This is a genomic window from Burkholderia sp. PU8-34 (genome assembly GCF_053427725.1).
Genome location: NZ_JBSAXC010000032.1, coordinates 1 through 19893 on the forward strand (window position 1 = coordinate 1; position 19893 = coordinate 19893).

At 67.8% G+C, this 19893-nt stretch carries 20 protein-coding genes; 7 read left to right on the plus strand and 13 right to left on the minus strand.

The features are described from left to right. Window positions 1–94 precede the first annotated feature (94 nt). Window positions 95–427: a GNAT family N-acetyltransferase gene (locus ACV22Z_RS35065; protein WP_448080834.1), complete on the minus strand. Its 333-nt coding sequence runs from the start codon at window positions 425–427 to the stop codon at window positions 95–97. Window positions 428–859: 432 nt separating this feature from the next. Between ACV22Z_RS35065 and ACV22Z_RS35070 the strand changes: the two genes are divergently transcribed. Beyond that, complete coding sequence (locus tag ACV22Z_RS35070; RefSeq protein WP_448080835.1) at window positions 860–1081, plus strand: hypothetical protein; 222 nt, start codon at window positions 860–862, stop codon at window positions 1079–1081. On the opposite strand, the gene ACV22Z_RS35075 is transcribed toward ACV22Z_RS35070, so the two are convergent. Beyond that, complete coding sequence (locus ACV22Z_RS35075) at window positions 979–1266, minus strand: hypothetical protein (RefSeq protein ID WP_448080853.1); 288 nt, start codon at window positions 1264–1266, stop codon at window positions 979–981. The genes ACV22Z_RS35070 and ACV22Z_RS35075 overlap by 103 nt on opposite strands. On the opposite strand from ACV22Z_RS35075, the gene ACV22Z_RS35080 reads away from it, so the two are divergent. Next, a complete protein-coding gene (locus ACV22Z_RS35080; RefSeq protein WP_448080836.1) occupies window positions 1265–2383 on the plus strand; it encodes a polyamine ABC transporter substrate-binding protein in 1119 nt (372 codons plus the stop codon). The genes ACV22Z_RS35075 and ACV22Z_RS35080 overlap by 2 nt on opposite strands. Window positions 2384–2523: 140 nt before the next feature. Further along, window positions 2524–2850 (plus strand): antibiotic biosynthesis monooxygenase family protein, encoded by a 327-nt coding sequence (locus ACV22Z_RS35085; RefSeq protein WP_448080837.1) that lies wholly within the window; start codon window positions 2524–2526, stop codon window positions 2848–2850. 127 nt (window positions 2851–2977) lie between these two features. Here ACV22Z_RS35085 and ACV22Z_RS35090 read toward each other — a convergent pair whose 3' ends face one another. Then, window positions 2978–4420, minus strand: coding sequence for a CoA transferase (locus ACV22Z_RS35090; protein ID WP_448080838.1), 1443 nt, complete (start codon window positions 4418–4420; stop codon window positions 2978–2980). A 99-nt stretch (window positions 4421–4519) separates the two neighbouring features. Here ACV22Z_RS35090 and ACV22Z_RS35095 point away from each other — a divergent pair, with 99 nt between their 5' ends. Continuing rightward, window positions 4520–5815, plus strand: a complete 1296-nt coding sequence (locus tag ACV22Z_RS35095; protein WP_448080839.1) for a citrate synthase family protein — start codon at window positions 4520–4522, stop codon at window positions 5813–5815. Window positions 5816–5955: 140 nt separating this feature from the next. Here the strand turns inward: ACV22Z_RS35095 and lpdA are convergent, their stop codons facing one another. The 7 genes from lpdA to ACV22Z_RS35130 form a co-directional block, all read right to left on the minus strand. Beyond that, a complete protein-coding gene (gene lpdA / locus ACV22Z_RS35100; protein WP_448080840.1) occupies window positions 5956–7347 on the minus strand; it encodes a dihydrolipoyl dehydrogenase in 1392 nt (463 codons plus the stop codon). A gap of 5 nt (window positions 7348–7352) precedes the next feature. Next, the gene (locus tag ACV22Z_RS35105) at window positions 7353–8684 is read right to left on the minus strand and encodes a dihydrolipoamide acetyltransferase family protein (RefSeq protein ID WP_448080841.1); all 1332 of its coding nucleotides are present in this window, start codon (window positions 8682–8684) and stop codon (window positions 7353–7355) included. A gap of 1 nt (window position 8685) precedes the next feature. Continuing rightward, entirely contained in the window at window positions 8686–9726 is a 1041-nt protein-coding gene (locus ACV22Z_RS35110; protein ID WP_448080842.1) for an alpha-ketoacid dehydrogenase subunit beta, read from the minus strand. 2 nt (window positions 9727–9728) lie between these two features. Further along, window positions 9729–10961 carry a thiamine pyrophosphate-dependent enzyme gene (locus tag ACV22Z_RS35115; RefSeq protein ID WP_448080843.1) on the minus strand — a complete coding sequence of 411 codons (1233 nt, stop codon included), beginning with the start codon at window positions 10959–10961 and terminating at the stop codon, window positions 9729–9731. A gap of 535 nt (window positions 10962–11496) precedes the next feature. Then, window positions 11497–12687, minus strand: coding sequence for an acetyl-CoA C-acyltransferase (locus ACV22Z_RS35120; protein ID WP_448080844.1), 1191 nt, complete (start codon window positions 12685–12687; stop codon window positions 11497–11499). Between the two features lie 19 nt (window positions 12688–12706). After that, window positions 12707–13474: a 3-hydroxyacyl-CoA dehydrogenase gene (locus ACV22Z_RS35125; RefSeq protein ID WP_448080845.1), complete on the minus strand. Its 768-nt coding sequence runs from the start codon at window positions 13472–13474 to the stop codon at window positions 12707–12709. A 14-nt stretch (window positions 13475–13488) separates the two neighbouring features. Next, window positions 13489–15156: an acyl-CoA synthetase gene (locus ACV22Z_RS35130; RefSeq protein WP_448080846.1), complete on the minus strand. Its 1668-nt coding sequence runs from the start codon at window positions 15154–15156 to the stop codon at window positions 13489–13491. Window positions 15157–15307: 151 nt separating this feature from the next. Between ACV22Z_RS35130 and ACV22Z_RS35135 the strand changes: the two genes are divergently transcribed. The 3 genes from ACV22Z_RS35135 (at window position 15308) to ACV22Z_RS35145 (ending at window position 17401) form a co-directional block, all read left to right on the plus strand. Further along, a complete protein-coding gene (locus tag ACV22Z_RS35135; RefSeq protein ID WP_448080847.1) occupies window positions 15308–16375 on the plus strand; it encodes an AraC family transcriptional regulator in 1068 nt (355 codons plus the stop codon). 130 nt (window positions 16376–16505) lie between these two features. Further along, window positions 16506–17240 (plus strand): ABC transporter substrate-binding protein, encoded by a 735-nt coding sequence (locus ACV22Z_RS35140; RefSeq protein WP_448080848.1) that lies wholly within the window; start codon window positions 16506–16508, stop codon window positions 17238–17240. Next, window positions 17237–17401 (plus strand): hypothetical protein, encoded by a 165-nt coding sequence (locus ACV22Z_RS35145; RefSeq protein WP_448080849.1) that lies wholly within the window; start codon window positions 17237–17239, stop codon window positions 17399–17401. Before ACV22Z_RS35140 ends, ACV22Z_RS35145 begins: the two co-directional genes overlap by 4 nt. Window positions 17402–17506: 105 nt before the next feature. On the opposite strand, the gene ACV22Z_RS35150 is transcribed toward ACV22Z_RS35145, so the two are convergent. From ACV22Z_RS35150 to ACV22Z_RS35160, 3 genes are all read right to left on the minus strand, one after another. Continuing rightward, on the minus strand, window positions 17507–18361 hold the full coding sequence (locus ACV22Z_RS35150) for a 3-hydroxybutyryl-CoA dehydrogenase (protein WP_448080850.1): 855 nt from the start codon (window positions 18359–18361) through the stop codon (window positions 17507–17509). 33 nt (window positions 18362–18394) lie between these two features. Continuing rightward, window positions 18395–19591 carry a beta-ketothiolase BktB gene (gene bktB, locus ACV22Z_RS35155; RefSeq protein WP_448080851.1) on the minus strand — a complete coding sequence of 399 codons (1197 nt, stop codon included), beginning with the start codon at window positions 19589–19591 and terminating at the stop codon, window positions 18395–18397. Window positions 19592–19634: 43 nt separating this feature from the next. Continuing rightward, on the minus strand, window positions 19635–19893 hold a 259-nt coding region (locus tag ACV22Z_RS35160), incomplete at its 5' end, for a 4Fe-4S dicluster domain-containing protein (protein ID WP_448080852.1).

Here is a 19893-nt window from a genome sequence, read left to right on the forward strand (position 1 = left end):
CGCCAGTTGTCAATGACGCTCGGCGCTCTCCTGCAAGTTCTGGCCGGGTTCAAAGTGGAACGCATCCTTCGACTCGAACCCGCAGCCGAGTCACCTACTCGAGCGGCAAGCTTCTCTCCATTTGCACGATCTCCAGCCGGGTCGGACTGTTCCCATGGGAGAAGTGGCCTGTCCCGACGATGACGAACCCATGCCGTTCATAAAACGGACAGGCATTTGTCGTCGCCTCGAAATACACGCGGCTGTGTCCGTTGCGCGCGATTTCGGATCCGGCCTTGTCGAGCAATGCCTTGCCCAACCCGACACGAACGCGGTCGCCGCGCACGAACAACTTCGTCAGTTCATCGCCGGCCGTTTCGACAAAGCCGAGCATGTCGCCGTCGTCGGCAACCCACAGCGCACCGCGCCGGATCGCGTCGACATACATCGCCGGCGTGCGTCCCTCCAGCCAGAAGTGAATCTGCTCGCGCGAGTAGTTCCGATGCACGTAAAAGACGGCAAGCCAGCGTGCGCATCGCGTTGAATATTCTCATCACTTTGCACGCGCATTGATCAGTGGAAAACCTTCGTCCTGCGTTATCCATTCCCGTTCGGCTGCCTTCCCGATCGAATACCGGCACGACCTGATGACTAGGGAAAATACCGACGCATCCTTACAAAAATTTTATTGATGACGCTGAAAGCCGGTATATCCTGACGATTCGAACCGTTCCAGTCTTTCAATTCGATTGACGAAACCGAAATTGCTGCGCCGCGAAACACGATTGCCGGGCGCAGCCGTCATTCCGGGAATTGAAACACGCGTCGTGTTCGAGCCCTCGGGTGTTCAATACTTTCAACAATCCAGTCGAGTGTAATCGTGAGAGTCCGTGGCCCTCTGTTGAGGTGGAATCGAGGCGATGCGCGAAGTCTGCGCAGCGCGGCATCCCCTTCCGACGGCAATTTCGGCTGGCATAGTCCTCGCCTGCATCTGTCGATCTACACGATCCTGTCCCGCCGCTCCGTCCGTCGCCACAACGCCGTCTCCGCGCGCGCGTTCGTCGCGATCCATACCGACGACGTGGCATCGCTGCTGCCGTAGCGCCTCTTTTCCCATCGCATCGTCCTTAGGTGTCCTGAGTCGTCTCCGCGTCGCATGACCGGTGACGGATCGCGCTCGCGGGTGGACTCGCGCTGCGCCCGTTCGTCGGCAGCCTTGCGCATCGCAAACGGCACAGACACCTGATCAGGCAACCCGATTGAAGTCATCAACAGGAAACCGATCATGCGTATTCGAACGCTTCGCCGCGCCCTCTCAACCGCCGCCATCGTGTCGATCTCCGGCGTCGCCACGCTCTCCAGCATCCCGGCCCATGCCGCCGGCGAACTGAACATCTACAACTGGTCCGACTACATCGCACCCGACACGATCCCGAATTTCCAGAAGCAGACCGGCATCCGCGTCCGGTACGACAACTACGACAGCGACGACACGTTGCAGGCGAAGCTGATGTCGGGCAATTCGGGCTACGACGTCGTCGTGCCGACGTCGAACTACATGGCCAAGCAGATCCAGGCCGACGTCTACCGGAAGCTGGACAAGACGAAGCTGCCGAATCTGTCGAACCTCGATCCGCTGCTGATGAAGATGGTGGCCGATGCCGATCCGGGCAACCAGTACGGCGTACCGTGGGCGTACGGCACCGACGGCATCGGCTACAACGCGCAGGCGGTGAAGAAGGCGCTCGGCGACAACGCGCCCGTCGACAGCTGGGCGCTGGTCTTCGATCCGGCCAACATGGCGAAGCTGAAGAGTTGCGGCGTGTCGTTCCTCGATCAGGCCGTCGACGTGTTCGCCGCGACGCTGCAATACATGGGCAAGGACCCGAACAGCACGAATCCGGCCGACTACCGCGCCGCATACGACGTGCTCAAGAAAGTGCGTCCGTACATCACGCAGTTCAATTCGTCGGGTTACATCAACGATCTCGCCAACAACGACCTCTGCGTCGCGTTCGGCTACTCGGGCGACGTCGGCATCGCGCACCGCCGGTCCGCGGAAGCGAAGCGCCCGTACGACATCAAGTTCGCGAATCCGAAGGAAGGCGGGCTGCTCTGGTTCGACATGATGGTGATCCCGAAGGATGCGCCGAATCAGGACGCCGCGCTGAAGTGGATCAACTACGTGCTGGATCCGAAGGTCAATGCAGCGATCACCAACACGGTGTTCTATCCGACCGCGAACAAGGCCGCGCGCCAGTACGTGAAGCCCGCGATCGCGCGCGATCCGGCCGTTTATCCGGCGGACGAAGTGCTGAGCAGGATGACGCTGCTGAAACCCGTGTCGCCGGAGATTCGCCGGCTTCAGAACCGTTTGTGGGCGCAGTTGAAGACGGGGCGTTGAGCGGTTGGACGAGATGCGGGATGACGGCGATCACGAGACTGCACATCACACAGCCTCGTGATCGTGTGCAACCTGGCGATTATTGCGGCCCCGCATGCCGTACACTCCGTGCTGCCACATTCACCGCCGACGGAGCGCCCGTGTACTCGTCCACCTTCATTTTCAGGGCAGGTCAATACGACGACGAATTTCATCGCCTCGACCAGCAGATCGCCGACGCCGCGCGCGCGATTCCGGGTTATCTCGGCGAGGAAACCTGGGAGAACGCCAGCAGCGGGCAAATCCAGAACATCTATTACTGGGAATCCGAGGAAGCGCTGATGCAGTTGATCCGGCATCCGTCGCACATCGAAGCGAAGTCGAATCAGGCACGCTGGCTGGACGGCTACCGGGTCGTCATCGCGAAGGTGCTCCGGGAATACGGAGATGGCGCGATCGTCAGGCAGAACCCGGGCCAGCCTGCGTGATCGCGGATCCCATGACGAAGTTCGTCGTCCGATCACGACCATATGCGCCCGCTGCGCGGTGAAATACTTCGCGGTGGCGAGACCGATGCCGGTCCCGCCGCCGCTCACGACGACTACCCGATCCGTTTCACGCGCCTGTTTGATTGCTGCCCGGTGACTGCCACTGCGCCGTCGACGATCCCAGCGCGCGCGCCGGGTATGGCCACGCGACCGGCGCGCCATCGATCTGCAACGGTGGCACGATCCTGCGCGCCGGCCCCCATGAAGTCGGCTCGGTATGCGCGGCGAGGTCCGCGGGCCCGTCCGGCACGAGCGGCACGCACTCCGCCACCGATCCCGGATACGCGACGAGCAACGCGGCAGTCCGCGCGAGCGACGCGCGGGCCGTCGTGGCGACGCCGTCTCGCAAACGCTCCGTCAACCCGCGGATGACCGCCGCGGCCATCAGGTAGCCCGTTCCATGATCGATGCCCTGGACCGGCAACGGCACCGGATGATCCTTTCCCGTCGCGCGCATGCCGGCTTCGGCAATGCCCGTGCTCATCTGGACGATGCTGTCGAACCCGCGCCGCCCGCACCAAGGGCCGCGCCAGCCATACGCATCGAGCGACACGTCCACGATCCCCGGATTCAGCGCCCTTCTGCTGTCGGCGTCGAAGCCGAGACGCGCCAGTGCGTCGGGACGATAGCCATGGACGACGACATCCGCATCGCGCATCAACTGCGCGAGCGTCGCGCGCCCCGCCTCGAGCTTCAGGTCGAGCCGCGCACAGCGCTTGCCCAGCACGACTTCCGGCACGACGCTCGGCTCCTCCCAGCCATATGGATCGATCCGCAGCACGTCGGCACCGAGGCCGGCCAGGAAGCGGGTCGCGACCGGCCCCGCGAGAATGCGCGTCAGGTCGAGCACGCGAATGCCGGCGAGCGGCCGATCCGGCGCGGGCTGCCAGCCGCCGTCGGCCACGCTCGACCGCTTCGTGCGCTCGAGCAGCGGCTCGGCCGCGACGGCCTGCCCCTGCGGATGCGCGGACCATTCCTGCATTGTCAGCATCATGGCCGCACAGCCGCCGCGTTCGACGATCGCCGTTTCGAGCGCAGTGGCATCCCAGCGCGCAATCGCGTCCACGACCGACTGCGCGTCCGCGCGGCAGCCGAGCACGCTCAACGCAGCGTCACGGTGATGCGGCGCATTGGTGTGCAGCCGGATCCAGCGATCCCGCGCGCGATAGTTTCCGGCGATCGGATCCCATTGAGGCGGAAGCGGCCACCCTTGCGGACGCAACGACGTGTCGAACCACAGCGACGCCAGGCGCCGATCGACACGCACCGCAGGCAGGCGCCCGGTCACGACAGACAGCAGCTCGGCGGCGGCAACGCCCGCCGCGCCGATGGCCGCTGTCGCGAAGTCGGACACGCGAAACACGGAAACCAGATCGCCGGAACCCGTCAGCTCGACCGCACGCAGGAGTTCCGGATCGCCGCCCACGGCACGCCAGAATTCGGACATGAAACGGAATACCGGAACGCTGTTGCCGGCAAGCATCGTTTGGGTCTGTTCGTCAGCGTACATGGTGGCCTCGGGTCGGTTGTGTCCATCAAAGATCGTTTTGCTCGATTTAATTGTCAACGTTGATTATTCTGGTCAACCCATCGATCGACCGGTGCGCACATGCCGAACTACCTGAACTCGACCGAAGCCGCGGAGCGCCTCGGCGTGTCGCGTCAGACGCTGTATGCGTACGTCAGTCGCGGGCTGCTGCGCGCCGACGGCAAAGGCAGCCAGCGCGAAAGCCGCTATCTCGCGAGCGACGTGGAGCGCCTCGCCAACCAGCGCGCGCGGGGCCGCAAGCCGAAGGAAGTCGCGCGGGCGGCGCTCGACTGGGGCATGCCCGTGCTCGAATCGTCGATTACGTTGATCGAAGGCGGCCGGCTGTCGTATCGCGGTATCGACGCGCTGGATCTCGCGGCGACCGCGAGCGTCGAAACCGTCGCGGCGCTGCTGTGGCAGTGCGATGAACACGCCGCGTTCGGCGATCGCGCGCCGCCGTCGGCCGCCGCGATGCCCGCGCTGTTCAAGCGCTATGCCGGCCGGCGTGCAGAGGAATCCTTACTGCCGCTCTTCACCGTGGCGAGCGAAGACGCGCCGACGGCGGTCTGGCAACAATCCGCGCAACGGCAGGCGCAGGGCTGTGCGGATCTCGTTCGGATCATGGCTGCGTGCCTGCTTGGCACGCGCCCCGATACGGCGCCGATCCATCTGCAATGCGCGCGTGCGTGGGGTGTCGGCAGCCGGGGCGCGGAATTGATCCGGATGGCGCTCGCGCTGTGCGCGGATCACGAATTGAACGCATCGAGCTTCACGGCCCGCTGCATCGCATCGACCGGCGCGAGCCTGCGCGCGGCGGTCATCGGCGGGCTCGCGGGGTTGACGGGCGGGCGGCACGGCGCCACCACCGCGCGCGGCGAAGCGCTCTGGGACGAACTCGGCGACGACGACATCGAACGCAGGATGCGCGAGCGCCTGTCTCGCGGCGACGACCTGCCCGGGTTCGGACACCCGCTCTACCCCGATGGCGACGTGCGCGCGACTGCGCTGCTGGCGCGCGTGCTGCCGAGCCATCCCAGATGGCGGCACATCATCGATCTGGGGAGTTCGCTCGTCGGGCAACAGCCGTCCGTCGACTTCGCGCTCGTCGCGGTGCGCCGGCATTTGCGGCTTCCGCTGGGCGCCGCGTTCGGGCTGTTCGCGCTCGGCCGCACGGTCGGGTGGATCGCGCACGGACTGGAGCAACGCCGAGACCCGGCGCTCATCCGGCCACGCGCCATCTATACGGGTGCGCGGCCGGATGAAGCCGGGGTGGAAGCCGTGCGCGCCGGCACGAACAGGTCACGGCGGAAACGCCCGTCGACGCACGGCACGATTCCCGCGGAAGACGTGCTTGCCGCGCTGTTCAAGGCGCGTTAGGCGAGTGTGACTTCGATGCGCTGGCTGTAGCGCGTGATGACGCTGGGCAAGCAGGAGACCGGGGCCGCCGGATCGAACGCGCACGCGCATCCGGCGGCCCGCCAAGCGGTGTGGCCCGCACCCGCCTGGCGGTCAGGCGCTCAGATGTGCAGCGCGTGGCCGAGCGCGCGCAGCGCCGCCTCCTGCACCGCTTCGCCGAGCGTCGGATGCGCGTGGATCGTACCGCCGACGTCTTCGAGCCGCGCGCCCATCTCGAGCGACTGCGAGAACGCCGCGGCCAGTTCCGACACGCCACGCCCGACCGCCTGCCAGCCGACGATCAGGTGCGTGTCCCGCCGCGCAACCACGCGCACGAAACCCTCCGTCGCCTGCAGCGTCATCGCGCGGCCGTTCGCGGCGAACGGGAACGACGCGCTCAGGCAGTCGACGCCGGCCGAGCGCGCGTCGTCGGGCGACCAGCCCGCCGTCACGATCTCCGGGTCGGTGAAACACACGGCAGGTATCGCTGCGGGCACGAACTGCCGGCGCCGGCCGGCGATCAGCTCCGCGACCATCTCGCCCTGCGCCATCGCGCGATGCGCGAGCATCGGTTCGCCCGCGACGTCGCCGATCGCCCACACGCCGCGCATCGACGTCCGGCATTCATCGTCGATGCGCAGCGCGCGGCCGGCACGCTCGAGCGGCAGCGTCTCGAGGCCGAAGCCGTCGACGCGCGGCCGGCGGCCGACCGCGACCAGCACGCGATCGGCCGTCAGCGTCCGCTCGGTGCCGTCGGGCGCCTGCACGCGCACCCCGCCGTCGCCCGCGAGGCCGAGCACCTTGTGGCCGAGCCACAGCTTGACGCCTTGCCGCAGCAGCGAATCGGCCACCGGCTTCACGAGTTCGGCGTCGTACGCGGGCAGCACGCGGTCTGCCGCTTCGACGACGCTGACGTCGACGCCGAGCTTGCGATAGACGGTGCCGAGCTCGAGGCCGATGTAGCCGGCGCCGACGACGACCAGCCGCTTCGGCAGCGTGGCGGGCGACAGCGCCTCGGTGGACGACACGACATGGCCACCGAACGGCATCGACGGCAACGCGACAGGCTCGGAACCGGTCGCGAGCAGCAGGTGCTCGCAGCCGATCCGCGTCGTTTCGCCGCCCGCGACGACCTCGACCGTCTTGCCGTCGATCACGCGCGCGTCGCCATGCAGCACGCGCACGCCGTGCTTCTTCAACAGCGCGCCGACGCCACGCGTCAGCTTCTCGACGATGCCGTCCTTCCACGCAACGCTTCGCTCAATGTCGATCTCCGGCGCGCGCACGCGGATGCCGAGCGCCGCCTCGCCGGCCTGTTCGCGTGCCTGCTCGAACGCGTCGGCGACATGGATCAGCGCCTTCGACGGAATGCAGCCGATGTTCAGGCAGGTGCCGCCGAGCCGGTCGCGCTCGACGAGCATCGTCGGAATGCCGAGCTGCCCCGCGCGGATCGCCGCGACGTAGCCGCCCGGGCCGCCGCCGATCACGAGCAATGTAGTGTTCAGGTTCTGCATGGCGCTCACTCCACGAACAGCAGGGCCGGCCGCTCGAGCAGCCCGCGCACCGCCTGGATGAATTCGGCTGCGTCCATGCCGTCGACGACGCGGTGATCGAACGACGACGACAGGTTCATCAGCTTGCGCGCGACGATCGCGCCATCGCGGATCGCCGGCCGCTCGACGATGCGGTTCACGCCGACGATGCCGACTTCCGGATGGTTGATGACCGGCGTCGACACGATGCCGCCGAGCGGACCGAGGCTCGAAATCGTGATCGTCGAGCCGACGAGCTCGTCGCGTTGCGCACGGTTCGCACGCACCGCGTCGGCGAGCCGTGCGATCTCGGCCGAGATCGACCACACGTCGCGCGCCTCCGCGTGACGCAGCACGGGCACGGTGAGGCCCGCGTCGGTCTGCGTCGCGACGCCCATGTGCACTGCGCCGTAGCGGGTCACGACGCCCGCCTCGTCGTCGTAGCGCGCGTTGATCTGCGGAAAGTCGCGCAGCGCGATCACCATCGCGCGGATCAGCAGCGGCAGCACCGTGAGCCGGCCGCGCGATTCGCCGTAGCGGCGGTTCAGCTCCGCGCGCAGCGTCTCGAGCTCGGTGACGTCGACCTCCTCGACGTAGCTGAAGTGCGGGATGCGCCGCTTCGCTTCCTGCATCTTGCGCGCGATCGCGCGGCGCAGGCCGATCACCGGCACCTCGGTCTCGTCGGTCCGCTGCGCGTAGCCGCGCGCGGCCGCGATGCCAGCCGGGCCGCCCGCCTGTGCGTACGCGTCGAGATCGTCGTGCAGGATCCTTCCGGCGTCGCCCGTGCCGCGCACGTAGCGCAGCTCGATGCCCATGTCCCACGCACGCCGGCGCACCGCCGGCGAAGCGAGCGGCCGTTCGCCGGGCGCGAGCGCCGCGCGCGGCGCCGCCGGTTGCTCAGCGCGTCGTGGCTCCGCGTGTGCCGGGCTCGCGCGGCGATCCGCGCCGACCGACCGCTGCGCCGGCGCGTCGACCTGTGCGGCGACGGGTGCCTCGACCGGCATCGCTACCAGCGCAGCGGCGGCCTCCTTCGGTTCACTCGCGTGTCCATCTGCACCGGGTTTCAGGTTGCCTTCGCCTTCGACCTCGAGGCGGATCAGCTCGCTGCCGACCGCCATCGACTCGCCGATCCGGCCGCCGAGTGCGAGCACCTTGCCCGCGACGGGCGACGGGATCTCGACCGCCGCCTTGTCGGTCATCACATCGGCGAGCGGCTGGTCTTCCGCGATCGTCTGCCCGACTTCCACATGCCAGGCCACCAGCTCGACCTCGGCGATTCCTTCGCCGATATCCGGCATCTTGATGACGTGTACACCCATGTCAGGCCTCCATGACTCGCCGCAATGCATCGCCGACCCGTGCCGGGCCGGGGAAATACGCCCACTCCTGCGCATGCGGATACGGCGTGTCCCAGCCGGTCGTGCGTTCGACCGGCGCCTCCAGGTGGTAGAAGCAATGCTCCTGCACGAGCGACACGAGCTCCGCGCCGTAGCCGCAGGTGCGGGTCGCCTCGTGAACCACGACGCAGCGCCCGGTCTTGCGCACCGACGCGACAACCGTGTCGAGATCGAGCGGCCACAGCGTGCGCAGGTCGATCACCTCGGCGTCGATGCCGGTCTCCGCTGCCGCCGCGAGCGACACGTGCACCGTCGTGCCGTAGGTCAGCACCGTCACGTCGTTGCCCGGTCGCACGATGGCCGCCGAGTCGAGCGGCACCGTGTAGTAGCCCTCGGGCACAGCGCTCGCCGGATGCTTCTGCCACGGTGTGACGGGCCGCTCGTGATGGCCGTCGAACGGCCCGTTGTAGAGCCGCTTCGGCTCCAGGAAAATCACCGGATCGTCGTTCTCGATGGCCGCGATCAGGAGCCCCTTCGCGTCGTAAGGATTCGACGGCATCACCGTGCGCAGCCCGCACACCTGCGTGAACATCGCCTCCGGGCTCTGGCTGTGCGTCTGGCCGCCGTAGATCCCGCCGCCGCACGGCATCCGGATCGTGAGCGGCGCGGTGAACTGCCCGGCGGACCGGTAGCGCAGCCGCGCACCTTCCGACACGATCTGATCCGATGCCGGGTAGAAGTAGTCGGCGAACTGGATCTCGCACACCGGCCGCAGGCCGTATGCGCCCATCCCGACCGCCGCGCCGACGATCCCGCCTTCGGAAATCGGCGCGTCGAACACGCGCGACTTGCCGTATTTCGTCTGCAGCCCCTCGGTGCAGCGGAACACGCCGCCGAAATAGCCGACGTCCTGGCCGAACACGACGACGTCGTCGTCGCGTCCGAGCATCACGTCCATCGCGGAACGCAGCGCCTGAATCATCGTCATCGGCTGCGTTCCCGTCGTTGCTTCCCGTTCTGCCATCGTCACGCTCCCAGTTCCTGACGCTGCCGGCGCAGGTGCGCGGGCAGTTCCTTGTAGACGTCGTCGAACATCGACGCCGGGCTCGGAATCCGCTCGTCGGCGAGCGAGCCGTATTGCTCGGCCGCCTTCTGTGCGGCGATCACTTCGGCCTCGAGCTCCGCCGCGAGCGCGTCGTGCGCGCTGTCGGACCAGATGCCCTTCGCGATCAGGTGGCGCTTGAAGCGGTCGATCGGGTCGCCCAGCGGGAAATGCGTCCAGTCGTCGCCCGGCCGGTATTTCGACGGATCGTCCGACGTCGAGTGCGCGCCGGCGCGATACGTGACCCATTCGATCAGCGTCGGGCCGAGGTTGCGGCGCGCACGCTCGGCCGCCCAGCGCGACGCGGCGTACACCGCGAGGAAGTCGTTGCCGTCCACCCGCAGCGACGCGATCCCGCAGCCGACGCCGCGCCCGGCGAACGTCGTTCCCTCGCCGCCCGCGATGGCCTGGAACGTCGAGATCGCCCACTGGTTGTTGACGACATTCAGCACGACGGGCGCGCGATACACGTGCGCGAACGTGAGCGCGGTGTGGAAATCCGCTTCGGCCGTCGCGCCGTCGCCGATCCAGGCCGACGCGATGCGCGTATCGCCCTTGATCGCCGACGCCATCGCCCAGCCGACGGCCTGGATGAACTGCGTCGCGAGATTGCCGGAGATCGAGAAGAAGCCCGCGTCGCGTTCCGAGTACATCACCGGGAGCTGGCGGCCCTTCAGCGGGTCGCCTTCGTTCGACATCAGCTGGCAGATCATCCGTTCGAGCGGCACGTCGCGCGCGATCAGGATGCTCTGCTGCCGGTAGGTCGGGAAGCACATGTCGCCGTGCTGCAAGGCCATCGCATGCGCAGAGCCGATCGCCTCCTCGCCGAGGCTCAGCATGTAGAAGGAGATCTTTTTCTGGCGCTGCGCGATCAGCATCCGTGCGTCGAAGATGCGGGTCTTCAGCATCGTGCGCAACCCGGCGATCAGCTGCGCGTCGTCAAGGTCCGGCGCCCACGGGCCGACGGCTGCGCCGTGCTCGTCGAGCACGCGCACGAGGCTGCGGGCGAGATCGGCGGTATCTGCCGCCGGGACATCGATCGGCGGGCGCCGGATCGCACCGGCCGGCGATAGATGCAGGTAGGAAAAGTCGGTCTTGCAGCCCGGACGCCCTGTCGGCTCCGGCACATGCAGACGCAATGGCTCTGACAGGCTCATTCGTGTCGTCTCCACGCTCGATTGTGTCTCACGCTGATATAGAAGGACGCGCGGCCGGTTGCCGGTCCGTGCGCCGTGCCGCGCCGCGGGCGAATCCGCCTGCAGCGCGTCGCGATTCCGGCGCGCGGATAAGCGCGCCGGATCGTCAAAGCTAAGCAATGTCGGGCCGGCCGTCGATGCCCAACCCGCTCAATCGCGGTGAGCATATTTGCCATGCCGTGGTGGCGAGGGGGCGGGCGCGCCCGCAACGACGGGCGCGCCCCTGAATCCCGTCCGGCGTCCGGCTCAAGCGCGGCGCGGGCGCGAAACAGGCTTCTCGCTCATCCTTCAGCGCACCAATCATCACGCGCGCGCTCCCCAACAACTTCGCATACCTTATCGTTTACTTCCGGACAGCGTGCGATACAACGAGCCGCCGGTGAAGTAGCCGGCAATGCGAAGCGGCGCATGTGCACGGCCATCCGGCCGCGCTCATGCGCCGCTCCGCCTTCAATGACGTCGCGGATCCGGACGAAACCGGATCCGCGCCACCCCATCACGCAATACGTTCGATCGCGATCGCCGTCGCTTCGCCGCCGCCGATGCACAGCGACGCCACGCCGCGCGTCAGGCCGTACGTCTCGAGCGCCGCGAGCAGCGTGACCATCACGCGCGCGCCCGACGCGCCGATCGGGTGGCCGAGCGCGCACGCGCCGCCATGCACGTTGACCTTGTCGTGCGGCAGGTCGAGATCACGCATCGCCGCCATCGCGACCACCGCGAACGCCTCGTTGATCTCGAACAGGTCGACGTCGCCAAGCCGCCAGCCGGTCTTCTCCGACAGCCTGCGCAGCGCACCGATCGGCGCCGTCGCGAACAGGCCCGGCTTGTCCGCATACGTCGCGTGTCCGACGATTACCGCTTTCGGAGTGAGGCCGCGCTTTTCCGCTTCCGAGCGGCGCATCATCACGAGCGCAGCTGCGCCGTCCGAGATCGACGACGAGTTCGCGGCCGTCACCGTGCCGCCTTCGCGGAACGCCGGCTTGAGCGTCGGAATCTTGTCGAGCCTCGCCTTGCCCGGCTGCTCGTCGATGCTCACCACCGTTTCCGTCTTGCCCGCGCTCACGCGCACCGGCGCCACTTCGGCGGCGAAGCGGCCTTCCGCGATCGCCTTCTGCGCACGCGTGAGCGACGCGATTGCGAACGCATCCTGCGCTTCGCGCGTGAACCCGTAGGATTGCGCACAATCTTCGGCGAAGGTGCCCATCAGGCGGCCTTTGTCGTAGGCGTCTTCGAGGCCGTCGAGGAACATGTGGTCGAGCACCTGGCCATGTCCCATCCGGTAACCGCCGCGCGCCTTCGGCAGCAGGTAGGGCGCATTGCTCATGCTCTCCATGCCGCCCGCGACCATCGCGTTCGCGGTGCCCGCGACCAGCAGGTCGTGCGCGAGCATCGCGGCCTTCATGCCGGAGCCGCACATCTTGTTGATCGTGGTCGCGCCCGCCGCGAGCGGCAGCCCCGCCTTCAGCGCCGCCTGGCGGGCCGGGGCCTGCCCCTGCCCGGCCGGCAGCACGCAGCCGAACACGATCTCCTCGATCTGTTCGGCCGGCAAGCCCGCGCGCTCGAGCGCGGCGCGGATCGCCACCGCGCCGAGGTCGCTTGCGGCGGCGGAGGACAGCTCGCCCTGAAAACCGCCCATCGGGGTGCGTGCCGCACCGACGATGACAATCGGATCCTGTGTCGTCATGATTGCCTCTCCTTGAATATCAGCGCGGCGCCATGCGCAACGCGCCATCGAGCCGAATGACCTCGCCGTTCAGCATCGGGTTCTCGGCGATATGGCGCACCAGCGCCGCGAATTCGTCGGGCCGCCCGAGACGCGACGGGAACGGCACGCTCTTGCCCAGCGAGTCCTGCACTTCCTGCGGCATCCCGGTCAGCATCGGCGTCTCGAAGATGCCCGGCGCGATCGTCACCACGCGGACGCCGAAGCGCGCGAGTTCGCGCGCCACCGGCAGCGTCATCCCCGCCACGCCGGCCTTCGACGCTGCATAGGCGGCCTGCCCGATCTGTCCGTCGAACGCGGCGACCGACGCCGTGTTGACGATCACGCCGCGTTCGCCGCCCGCGTCGGCATCCTGCTTCGACATCGCGTCGGCTGCGAGCCGCATCATGTTGAACGTGCCGACGAGGTTGATCGACACCGCGCGCGCGAAGCTGTCGAGCCGGTGCGGCCCGTCGCGCCCGACGACCTTCTCGCCCGGCGCGACACCCGCGCAGTTCACGAGCCCGTCGATTCGCCCGAACGCGTCGAGCGTGGCCGCGATCGCGGCCTGTCCGTCCGTCTCGCTCGTCACGTCGGCCGCCGCAAAGCGCGCCGCCGCGCCGAGTTCGCGCGCGACGCCGGCCACGGCGTCCGCGTTGATGTCGAGCAGCATGGCCCGGCCGCCCTGTGCGACGACCATGCGCGCCACCGCGGCGCCGAGGCCCGAGCCCGCACCCGTGATGACGAATACCCGGTTATCGATGTTCATTCGTGTTGCTCCCTTCAGGAATTGGTGCTCTGTTCGACCGCCATCTTGCGCAGCACGAAACGCTGGATCTTGCCGCTCGGCGTCTTCGGCAGCGCGTCGACGAATTCGACCGCGCGCGGATACGCATGCGCGGACAGGCGTTTCTTCACATGCAGGCTCAGCTCGTCGGCAAGCGCCGACGAGCCCGCATAACCCGCCGACAGCACGACGTACGCCTTGACGATCTCGGTCCGCTCGGGATCGGGCACGCCGATCACGGCCGCCTCCATCACCGCCGGATGCTCGATCAGCGCGCTTTCGACGTCGAACGGACCGATCCGGTAGCCGGCCGACGTGATCACGTCGTCCGCGCGGCCGATGAAGCTGATGCTGCCGTCCGGCTCGAGTTCGACGCTGTCGCCGGTGCGGTAGTAGCCGCCGGCGATTGCGGGCGTTTCCTGCTGCCAGTAGCCCGAGAACCACAGCAGCGGCGATCGGGCGATGTCGACGGCAAGCACGCCCGGCTGGTTCGGCCCGAGTTCGCGGCCCGCGTCGTCGAGCACCGCCACGCGGTAGCCGGGCATCGCGAGGCCGGCCGAGCCCGGATGGACCGGATGCGCAAGCCCGTGATGGTTGTTCACGACCATGCCGGTTTCCGTTTGCCCGTAGTGGTCGTGAATCGGCGCGCCGAGTTCGCTGTCGAACCAGCGGATCACTTCCGGATTCAGCGGTTCGCCCGCGCTGCTGACGACACGCAATTGGCCCTTGATGCGGCTGGCCGGCCCGGACCCGGCCGCCATCAGCAGCCGGTACGCAGTCGGCGAGCCTGCGAGATTGGTGATGCCGAGCCGCGCGATCACGTCGTAGGTGCCGTCGACCGTGAAGCTGCTCTCGTAGAGCGTCGTCGCATGGCCGAGCAGCAGCGGCCCGGTGATCGCGTAATAGAGGCCGTACGCCCAGCCCGGGTCGGCGATGTTCCAGAAGCGGTCTTCGGGACGCAGGTCCACCGCGTCGCGCATGTACGCGCCGAACGCGAGCAGCGCATGGAGCGGCACCGGCACGCCCTTCGGCAGCCCGGTCGTGCCCGACGTCGACATCATCATGAACAGGTCCGTCCCCTTGCGCGGCACGGGCTCGAACGTGTCGGGCTGCGCATCGAGCGCGGCGCGGAAATCGATGTCGCCGGCAGGCAGCAGCGTGCCCGGCTCGCGCACCGTCGCCACTGGCGGGCAGTACGCGACGTCGTCGAGCTTGGCGCGGTTCGCCAGGTTGGTCACGACGAGTTTCGCTTCGCTCATGCGCAGCCGGTGCTCGATCGCCTTCGGTCCGAACGCGGTGAACAGCGGCTGATAGACGGCGCCCGCGCGCCAGACGCCGAGCACGGTCGCCAGCAGTTCCGGCGTGCGCGGCAGCAGGCCGGCGACCACGTCGCCGGGCCGCACGCCTTGTGCGGTCAGGAGATTGGCGACCCGCGCGGACAGCGCCTGCATCTGCGCGAAGCTGAAGCTGTGGTGCCGGCCGCTCGCGTCGATCCAGTCGAGCGCCGTCCGGCCGGCCGCCACGTGCCGGTCGCAGCATTCGACGCATGCGTTCAGCCCGCGCGCGAGATCGCCGTGCAACGCCGCCGCGGCCGTGTCGATGCTGAAGCCGGCCGCCGCGTCGGCATAAGCCGGCAGCGTGCGGGCGACGGATTGGTCTGACATGGGTGTCTCCTCCCGTTGTATCGCTGCCGCCCTGTCGGTTCGGGTTGGCGCGGCAGATCCGTACCTGATGGTAGTGATCGCCGACATTGCAAACAATGACAAATCGGGTCTAGGATTTTGATCGGATTTGCCATGTCGGGAGGATGGAGGGATGGAACGGCAGATGATTGCGCCGGGGTTTGTCGAGGATGCGCTGGCGAGCCTGCGCCGGCAGGGCGTCGACGTCGCGCCGCTGCTGCGCGCGGCCGGCCTGCCCGCCGGCGTCGACGCGCCGGTCACGGTTCAGCAGTACGGGCGGCTGTGGCTCGCGATGGCGGAAGCGCTCGACGACGAGTTCTTCGGCCTGGCCGCGCGGCCGATGCGGGTCGGCAGCTTCGCGCTGCTCTGCCATGCCGTGCTGCATACGGCCACGCTCGAGCAGGCGCTGCGACGCTCGCTCAGGTTCCTGCGCGTGGTGCTCGACCATCCGCACGGCCGGCTGCAGGTGGCCGGCGGCGAGGCGCGGATCGTGCTCGCCGATGTCGGCGCGCCGCGCCCCGCGTTTGCGTACCGCACGTTCTGGCTGATCCTGCTCGGGCTCGCGTGCTGGCTCGTCGGGCGGCGCATTCCGCTGCGGCGCATCGATTTCGCGTGCCCGAGCCCCGAGCATCGCGCCGATTACGGCCATTTCTTCGGCGCGCCCGTTCATTTCGGCCAGCCCGACAGCCGGCTGACGTTCGACGCCGCCTTCCTGGCGCTGCCGACGATCCGCTCCGAGCAGGCGCTGAAGACCTTCCTGCGAGGTGCGCCCGCGAATATTCTCGTGCGCTATCGGCACGACACGGGCTGGGTCGCGAAAATCCGCGCGCACCTGAAGGCGATGCCGGCGGCGGAGTGGCCATGCTTCGACACGCTGGCCACGCAGCTCGACATGCCGCCTGCGACGCTGCGGCGGCGCCTGCGCAGCGAAGGGCAGAGCTTCGCGGCGATCAAGGATGAAATGCGCAGCGTGATGGCGCAGTCGCTGCTGCGCGACGGCACGCGCAGCGTGGCCGATATTGCGGTCGAGCTGGGTTTTTCCGAACCGAGCGCGTTTCATCGCGCGTTCCGGAAATGGACGGGGCATTCGCCGGGCGGGTTTCGGGCGGATCAGGCGGAACTGCGTCATCCATCCGGGCCGGACGTCGCAGACATCGCGCGACAGAGGCGCGATGACGGTGGTGGTTGCGATTGCGATTGAGGTATCGTGCGGGCATGGCGGTCGAAGCCGACGAACACCTGCTGCATACGCGCGACGCGTTGTCGCGCATCAGCGAATTCCTTGAACCCTGATCCCGCTTCCGTCGAATGCGGTCACCACGAGAACCTTCATGACCATTGATCCGTCCGTTGTTTCCGCATTTGCGCCCACCGGCAAGCTCCGTGCGTCGATCAATCTCGGCAATCCGATCCTCGCGAACCGCGACCCCGCGACCGGCGAACCATTCGGCGTGTCGGTCGACCTTGCGCGTGCGTTCGCAGAACGCTTGTCGGTCGAACTGGAGCTGGTCGTGTTCGACACCGCAGCGAAATCGGTGCAGGCCGTGAGCGAGGAACGCGCCGACTTCGGGTTCTTTGCCATCGATCCGTTACGCGGCGAAACGATCGCGTTCACCACGCCGTACGTGCTGATCGAAGGCTTCTATCTCGTGCGCGACGATTCGCCGATCCGCACGAACCAGGACGTCGATCACGCGCACAACCGGGTGGCCGTCGGCAAGGGCAGCGCCTACGACCTGTTCCTCACGCGCGAACTGAAGGCCGCGCAGATCGTGCGTGCGCCGACGTCGCCGGCGGTCGTGCCGACGTTTGTCGAGCAAGGGCTGGAAGTCGCTGCAGGCGTGAAGCAGCAGCTCGAAGCCGACGCACGGCAGACGCCGGGGCTTCGTCTGCTCGACGAGCGCTTCATGGTGATCCGGCAGGCGATGGGCACGCCGAAGAGCCGCGGTGAGGCGGCAGCGAATGTGCTTCGCGGTTTCGTCGAAGAGATGAAGGCATCCGGGTTCGTCACGCAATCGCTGGCCAGGCACGGGATCGCGGGGGCTTCTGTTGCGCCTGCTGCATGAGCGTGGCGCGCCCCGGGAGCGCGCAGGTCGCCGCGGCACGCCGTATCGGCGGCGTTCCGTCGCCGATCACGTCGCTCACGAACGGCGATTCGGCGAGCGAGGAACACGCGACGGCGGACTGGCTCCGCGTCCATCGCGACGACGTGCTTGCCGGCGCGTAAACGCGCAGCGCCGTGCGGCCGCGCAATGCGGCGGCACGGTGCCGGCAGCGGTATTTCATTGAAGACGGTGAAGACGGGCGCGCGACGCGCCCGCCGTCCAGCACGTTACTTGCTGTAGTCGTAAACCCCGCGCCCCGTCTTGCGCCCGAGGCGACCGGCCGTGACCATCTCGCGCAGCAGCGGGCACGCGCGGTACTTCGGATCGCCGAAGTCCTTCAGGAACACGTCCATCACCGCAAGGCATACGTCGAGCCCGACGAGATCCGCGAGCGCGAGCGGCCCGATCGGATGGTTCGCACCCAGCTTCATCCCCTGGTCGATCTCCTCGGCCGACGCGATCCCTTCGGCCAGCACGAAGAACGCCTCGTTGATCATCGGCACCAGGATACGGTTGACGACGAACCCCGGCGAGTTGCGCACGCCGATCGGCGACTTGTCGAAGCGCTCGGTCAGCGCGCGCACCGCCGCCGCCGTCGCATCGCTCGTCTGCAACCCGCGGATGATCTCGACGAGCGGCATCAGCGGCACCGGGTTGAAGAAGTGCATGCCGACGAAGCGCGACGGGTCGCCGAGCGGCGCGGCGAGCGCGGTGATCGAGATCGACGACGTGTTCGTCGCGATGATCGCGTCCGCGCGCACCACCGCTTCGATCTGCTTCAGGATGCGCGCCTTCAGCTCGACATTCTCGGTCGCCGCTTCGATCACGATGTCGGCCACGGCCAGCCGCTGGTAATCGGTCGATGTCTCGATGCGCGCGAGCGCAGCGTCGCGCGTCGCGGCATCGAGCTTGTCCTTCGACACGAGCCGGTCGAGGCTGCCTTTCAGCGTCGCGACGCCCTTCTCGAGCGCCGCTTCGTTGACGTCGATCATCACGACGTTGAGTCCTGCAACGGCGGCGGTCTGCGCAATGCCGTTGCCCATGGTTCCGGCGCCGATGACGCCTACGGTTTCGATTGCCATCACGATTCCTGTGGTCGGGTACTGAGCGTTCGATTATTGAAGGTTTTCGAAGATCGCCGCAATCCCCTGCCCGCCGCCGATGCACATCGTGACCAGCGCGTAGCGGCCGCCGATGCGCTTCAGTTCGTACAGCGCCTTGACCGTGATCAATGCGCCCGTCGCGCCGATCGGGTGGCCGAGCGAGATGCCCGAGCCGTTCGGGTTCACCTTCGCCGGATCGAGGCCGAGCTCCTTCGTCACCGCGCACGCCTGTGCGGCGAACGCTTCATTCGCCTCGATCACGTCGAGATCGGCAATCGTCAGCCCCGCGCGCTCGAGCGCCTTCTGCGTGGCCGGCACCGGGCCGATCCCCATGTACGCCGGATCGACACCCGCATGCGCATACGACACGAGCCGCGCGAGCGGCTTCACGCCCTGCGCACGTGCTGCGTCCGCGCTCATCATCAGCACGGCGGCCGCCGCGTCGTTGATGCCCGACGCGTTGCCGGCCGTCACCGTGCCGTTCTCCTTCGCGAACACCGGCTTGAGCTTCGTGAAATCGTCGGAGCTCGCTTCCTGGCGCACGTGCTCGTCGGTATCGAATGCGACCTCGCCCTTCTTCGTGCGAATCGCGATCGGCAGGATCTGATCCTTGAAACGCCCTTCGGCGATCGCGCGCGCCGCGCGGCGATGCGACTCGAGCGCGAGCGCGTCCTGGTCGTCGCGCGTGATGCCGTACTTGCGCGCGACGTTCTCGGCGGTCACGCCCATGTGGATCGACTGGAACGGGTCGTGCAGCGCGCCGAGCATCATGTCGACGAGCTTCGCGTCGCCCATCCGCTGCCCGAAGCGCGCGGCCGGCACGCTGTACGGCGCGCGGGTCATGTTCTCCGCACCGCCGCCGATCGCGACGTCGGCGTCGCCGAGCATGATCGTCTGCGCGGCCGACACGATCGCCTGCAGGCCCGAACCGCACAGGCGGTTCACGGTCAGCGCCGGCGTGTGCTGCGCAACGCCGCCGTCGATCGCCGCGACGCGCGCGAGATACATGTCCTTCGGTTCCGTGTTCACGACGTGGCCGAACACGACGTGGCCGACCGCATCGCCGGACACGTTCGCGCGCGACAGCACTTCGCGCACGACCTTCGCACCCAGTTCCGTCGGCGCGAAGTCCTTCAGGCTCCCGCCGAAATCACCGATCGCGGTACGGACGCCGCTCACCACCACGACTTCTTTCGCTGCATTGCTCATCGTTCGTCTCCAGTTCGTTCGCGCACTTAGGCGCGATCAGGCGTTACATGTTCGGGTAGTTCGGCCCGCCGCCGCCTTCCGGCGTCACCCACACGATGTTCTGCGTCGGGTCCTTGATGTCGCAGGTCTTGCAGTGTACGCAGTTCTGCGCGTTGATCTGCAGGCGATCTTCGTTGCTATCGTTCTTGATGAACTCGTAGACGCCGGCCGGACAGAAGCGCGCTTCCGGGCCCGCATACGTGCGCAGGTTCACGTTCACCGGCACGCTCGCATCCTTCAGCGTCAGGTGCGCCGGCTGGTGC